The organism is Bradyrhizobium sp. Leo170, assembly GCF_004296405.1.
In the GTDB taxonomy this organism is placed as follows: Bacteria; Pseudomonadota; Alphaproteobacteria; order Rhizobiales; family Xanthobacteraceae; genus Bradyrhizobium.
Genome location: NZ_PSRR01000455.1, coordinates 1 through 5,480, shown reverse-complemented (window position 1 = coordinate 5,480; position 5,480 = coordinate 1). Strand labels below are relative to the sequence as shown.

The 5,480-nt window shown below is 62.6% G+C and carries 5 protein-coding genes; 2 read left to right on the top strand and 3 right to left on the bottom strand.

Annotated features, from left to right (window positions below; translation table 11 throughout):
• Positions 1-307 precede the first annotated feature (307 nt).
• From CWO89_RS40210 to rimO, 3 genes are all read right to left on the bottom strand, one after another.
• On the bottom strand, positions 308-1,504 hold the full coding sequence (locus CWO89_RS40210; protein ID WP_130583809.1) for an acetylornithine transaminase: 1,197 nt from the start codon (positions 1,502-1,504) through the stop codon (positions 308-310).
• Positions 1,505-1,731: 227 nt separating this feature from the next.
• Positions 1,732-2,373 (bottom strand): hypothetical protein, encoded by a 642-nt coding sequence (locus CWO89_RS40205; protein ID WP_130583808.1) that lies wholly within the window; start codon positions 2,371-2,373, stop codon positions 1,732-1,734.
• Between the two features lie 272 nt (positions 2,374-2,645).
• Positions 2,646-3,971 (bottom strand): 30S ribosomal protein S12 methylthiotransferase RimO, encoded by a 1,326-nt coding sequence (rimO, locus tag CWO89_RS40200; protein ID WP_130583807.1) that lies wholly within the window; start codon positions 3,969-3,971, stop codon positions 2,646-2,648.
• A gap of 113 nt (positions 3,972-4,084) precedes the next feature.
• Here rimO and CWO89_RS40195 point away from each other — a divergent pair, with 113 nt between their 5' ends.
• Both CWO89_RS40195 and CWO89_RS40190 read left to right on the top strand, forming a co-directional pair.
• On the top strand, positions 4,085-4,675 hold the full coding sequence (locus CWO89_RS40195; protein WP_130583806.1) for an ANTAR domain-containing response regulator: 591 nt from the start codon (positions 4,085-4,087) through the stop codon (positions 4,673-4,675).
• Positions 4,672-5,480: CmpA/NrtA family ABC transporter substrate-binding protein (locus CWO89_RS40190; RefSeq protein ID WP_130583805.1), on the top strand; the 809-nt coding region annotated here is incomplete at its 3' end. The genes CWO89_RS40195 and CWO89_RS40190, both read left to right, overlap by 4 nt.

Genomic DNA, 5,480 nt, shown 5'->3' with positions numbered 1-5,480 from the left:
ACTTCGCCGTCCGTGAGTATCACGCTCGTCAGTCGCGACACTCCCGTCCACCGCATCTCACCGCAACGTTCGTGACGATCGCGAGCCGCCCCTCATCTGCGCGAGACGCGCGGGGTTAAATCACTGATTTGCCCGACGGGTTAAGCGATTTATTTCTGCGCGAAGGGCTGGACAGACTTTTGGCTGATTTGCCCGTCGGGTTGATTTGTCGCACCCATTGCCTCCACATCGCCATTGCGAGCGCAGCGAAGCAATCCATAGCGCCACGTGCGGGATTGCTTCGCCGCGCTCGCAATGACGGAGAGGACTACGCCACCCGGCGTGCGGCTCCCACTTGCGTCAGGATTGCGTCCAGGCCCTCGATCATCTCGGCGACCTCGGTCCGCGACACGTTGAGCGCCGGCATGAAGCGCAGCGCGTCGGGTTGCGGCGAGTTGATCAGCAGGCCTTTCGAGAACGCCTGCGCCACGATCGCGGCGCCGATCGGCAGTTTCAGGTCGAGCGCCAGCAACAGTCCGCGGCCGCGCACTTCGCCGAGCCCGTGCCGGGCCGAGAGCCGCTGCAGCTCGCTTTCCAGGAACAGGCCGGCGTCAGCGACGGACTTCAGGAATTCGGGCTTGCCGACCTGTTCGAGCACGGCAAGCCCCGCGGCGCACATCAACGGATTGCCGTTGAAGGTGCCGCCCTGGTCGCCGTGCTCGAAGCAGGCCGCATGCTCGGTCGCCAGCAACGCGGCCAGCGGCACGCCGCCGCCGATGCCCTTGCCGAGCGTCATGATGTCAGGCGCAATCCCGGCATGCTCGTAATGGAAGAGCTTCCCGGTACGACCCATGCCGGTCTGGATCTCGTCGACGATCAGCAGCATGCCGTGCTCGCTGGTCAGCGTGCGCAGCTCCTTCAGGAATTGATCGGTCGCGGGCCAGACGCCGGCCTCGCCCTGGATCGGCTCCAGCATCACGGCAACCGTATTCGATGAAATCAGCTCCTCAACCGACGCGATGTCGTTGAGCTGGGCTTTGCGAAAGCCCGGCACCTTCGGTTCGAACAGCGGTTCGAACGCCTTCTTGCCGGAGGCCGACATGGTCGCGAGCGTGCGGCCGTGAAAGCCACCCTCAAAGGTGATGATCTCGAACGCGCCGTTCTTGTATTTTGTCCCATATTTTCGCGCGAGCTTGATCGCGCCTTCATTGGCTTCCGCGCCGGAATTGGCGAAGAACACCTGGTCGAAGCAGCTGTTCTCGACGAGCGCATTGGCAAGCTTGAGGCTGGGTTCGTTGTAGAAGGCCGGGCTCGGGGTCAACAGACACTTGGCCTGCGCGGCGATCGCTTCGGCGACAGCAGGCGGCGAATGGCCGAGGCAGTTGACCGCCCAACCCTGCACGAAATCGAGATAGCGGCGGCCAGTATCGTCCCAGAGATAGGAGCCTTCGCCGCGGACAAACACGGTCTTCGGGCGCGCGGTGATGTCCATCAGCGCGTCGAACGGATGGAAGGTGTCAGGCATGTCAGGCTCCTTGAATTGCTTGGGATGAAAGGCAGGCGGCAACGCAAGAAGGCCGCACTTTTGAGGGTGCGGCCTTCTCGAAACCTTAGGCTGAACTAGCTAGTCAGCGCTGGCGTCGGACATGGCGCAACCCATCATCGTCGCGGGTGCGACGACGGAAAGTAGCGCGGCGGATGGTCCGGTTCAGCTTCATGGCGATGGGCCATACAGCGCAAGGGCAGGGAATGTCAAGTCGCGCGCGGCGCCTCTTCGGTGTCCTCCTCGCCCCAATCGGCGTCGGCGATGGACGTGTCGATCAGTTCGCCACGGAGCAGGGCGAGCGGCGATTTGTAGTACAGCGCGATGTTGTGGAACGGATCGGTCAGGACCTTCCAGACCCAGATCAGTCCTGTCGGCACGTCCTTGATGATGAAGAGCTGGATCATGCGGGCGAGCCCGCCGGCGATGCCGATCGCGAGCCAGACGGCACCGACGTGACGGATGAAGTCGAGCCTGGTGGCCGGCGGTGAGAACAGGCCGAACAGCGTCGGAAAGACGAACAGCGCGACCGGTGCTAGCCCCCAGACGACCAGCAGCACGATCTTGCGGCTTTGGTTGTAGCCGACCTTGATCGCTTCCTTGTACTCGTTGGAAACCTTGTTCACGTCGTCATAGCCGTTGGGCTCAAAGAAGAAGTGCCCGGTCTGCCGCGTCAACATCGCGAGCCAGCCGACCAGACCGGCCATGGCCGGATCGGTGAACAGCAGCCCATAGCAGACCAGGAAGATGACTGCGCTGATCAGGTGCAGCGTCTGATTGATGCGGCTCTGGTGGTAGTAGCGGTAATCGTCCCAACGTTGCGTGCGCAGTGTCTTCGAGAAGCGGCTCATCATTCACCCCCTGGATTTGAAGGTGCGCGAGCCATAGGCCGAGTCCGTGAATGGAGCGTGACATCTTGAAGTTGTTATAGTTATAGATACTAATCTAAGATTGGCACGCAAAAGCGGCTTCGCAGGATGCGAATTATCAGGCAACGCCATTCCTTGCCACCGGAGTGGCGGCAGGATTCTCCGAAATTTGAATATCGTTTGGCGGACGTTGAACGAGCATTGAGCTGGATCAAATCGTCCGAACTGGCCGCAACTATCGACGCAGAGACCGCTCAGAATCCGGCGACGCTGCCGTGCAGGTCATATTCGTCAGAGCGTTCGATCTTTGCAGTGACGATCTCGCCGACCTTCAGCGGGCGCCGGCTCGAGAGATAGACCGCACCATCGATCTCCGGCGCATCAGCCTTCGACCGGCCTCGCGCGACGGTCGGGCCGACCTCGTCGATGATGATCTGTTGCCTTGTGCCGACCTTACGCTTCAGCCGGCGCGCGGAGATCTTCTGCTGGCGGGCCATCAGCGCGTTGTAACGCTCCTGCTTGATCTCATCCGGCACGGCGCCGGGGAGCGCGTTGGAGGTGGCGCCTGCAACCGGCTCGTATTTGAAGCAGCCGACGCGGTCGATCTCGGCTTCGTCGAGCCAGTCGAGCAGATAGGCGAAATCGGAATCGGTCTCGCCCGGGAATCCGACGATGAAGGTCGAGCGCAGCGTAAGCTCCGGGCACTGCTCGCGCCATTGCTTGATGCGCGCCAGCGTCTTGTCCTGCGCGGCGGGACGCTTCATGGCTTTCAGGACATCCGGGCTGGCGTGCTGGAAGGGGATGTCGAGATAGGGCAGCACCTTGCCCTCGGTCATCAGGGCGAAGACCTCGTCGACATGCGGGTACGGGTAGACATATTGCAGCCGCACCCAGGCGCCGAGTTCGCCGAGCTCTTTTGCCAGGTCGAAGAATTTGGCGCGGACGGAGCGATCCTGCCACGGGCTCTCGGCATATTTCAGGTCGATGCCATAGGCCGAGGTGTCCTGCGAGATGACCAGCAGTTCCTTGACGCCTGCCTTTACCAGCCGCTCGGCCTCGCGCAGCACGTCGTTGGCAGGCCGCGATACCAGGTCGCCGCGCAGCTTGGGGATGATGCAGAAGGTGCAGCGGTTGTTGCAGCCCTCGGAGATCTTCAGGTAGGCATAATGGCGCGGGGTCAGCTTGACGCCCTGCGGGGGGACCAGGTCGAGATGCGGGTTGTGCATCGGCGGCAGCGCGCGGTGCACGGCGTCCAGCACGCTCTCATATTGCTGCGGACCCGTGATCGAGAGCACGCCCGGATAGGCGCTCTCGATCTGCTCGGGTTCCGCGCCCATGCAGCCGGTCACGATCACCTTGCCGTTCTCGGCCATGGCCTCGCCGATCGCCGAGAGTGATTCCTGCTTGGCGCTGTCGAGGAAACCGCAGGTGTTGACGATGACGATATCGGCGCCGTCATGCTTGCGCGCGAGCTCATAGCCCTCGGCCCGCAGCCGCGTGATGATGCGCTCGGAATCCACAAGCGCCTTTGGACATCCAAGCGAAACAAACGAGATTTTTGGCGCGGCCGCCTGTTGCATATCTAAATCTGCCTGATTGATGGGCAGGAGCTAGTCCCAATTGTCCATAATTACAAGGCTTTGAGCTGGCTTCCATCGTGCTATGGATAGTTTTTAGGGAACACGAGTGAACGATGGCTGCCGAGTCGTCTCCGAAAATTGTCATCGTCGACGAAAGCCCGATCCGCGCCGCGATCCTGGAGGAGGGCCTGCGGGAGGCGGGTTATACCAGCGTCGTGCATATCAGCGAGATGCACAGCCTGCTGGCGCGAATCTACGCCGTCGACCCCGACATCATCGTGATCGACCTGGAAAATCCCAGCCGCGACGTGCTGGAACAGATGTTCCAGGTCAGCCGGGCCGTGCGCCGGCCGATCGCCATGTTCGTCGACCAGAGCGATGCCGCCTCGATCCAGGCCTCTGTCGAGGCCGGCGTGTCGGCCTACATCGTCGACGGGTTCAACAAGCAGCGTATCAAGCCGATTCTCGACCTCTGCGTGTCCCGCTTCAACGTGTTCGCGCGGCTGCAGGACGAACTGGACCGCACCAAGCACGCGCTGGAAGAGCGCAAGGTGATCGACCGTGCCAAGGGCATCCTGATGAAATTGAAGGGGCTCACCGAGGACGAGGCCTATGTGCTGCTACGCTCCACGGCGATGCGCGAAAAAAAGAAGATCGGCGAGATCGCGCAGTCGATCCTGACCGCGTCGGAGTTGCTCAAATGACCACACCGCTTCGCATCGGTTTCATTCCGCTGGTCGACGCCGCTGCCCTGATCGTCGCCGCCGACAAGGGCTTTGCGGCCGCCGAGGGGCTCGACATCACCCTGGTGCGGGAGGTGTCGTGGTCGAACGTCCGCGACAAGCTCAATATCGGCCTGTTCGATGCGGCGCATCTGCTGGCGCCGGTCGCGATCGCCTCGAGCCTCGGCCTCGGCCACGTCAAGGTGCCGATCGTGGCGCCCTTCAATCTCGGCCTCAACGGCAACGCGATCACGGTCTCGCCGCCGCTGCATGCTGCGATCATGGAGGAACTCGACGGCGACCGTTTCGACCCGATGGCAACGGCGCTGGCGCTGTCGCGCGTGGTCGCCAAGCGGCGCAAGAGCGGGGCGGAGCCGTTGATCTTCGGCATGACGTTTCCGTTCTCGACCCATAATTATCAACTGCGGTTCTGGATGGCGGCGGGCGGGGTTGATCCGGACGAGGACGTACGGCTGGTGGTGCTGCCGCCGCCTTACATGGTCGACAGCCTCGCCAACGGCCATGTCGATGCGTTCTGCGTCGGCGCGCCCTGGAACTCGATCGCAGTCGATCTCGGCATCGGCCACATCCTGCATTTCGTTTCCGACATCCTGGTCGCCGCGGTCGAGAAGGTGCTGGCGATCAGGCAGAACTGGGCGGAGAAGAATCCTGACGTCGTCGCGGCGTTGGTGCGGGCGCATCTGCGCGCCGCCGAGTTCATCGAGCGGCCGGAAAACCGCGCCGAGGCGGCTGCGATCTTGGCGCAGCCGGAGCGGATCGGCGTCGA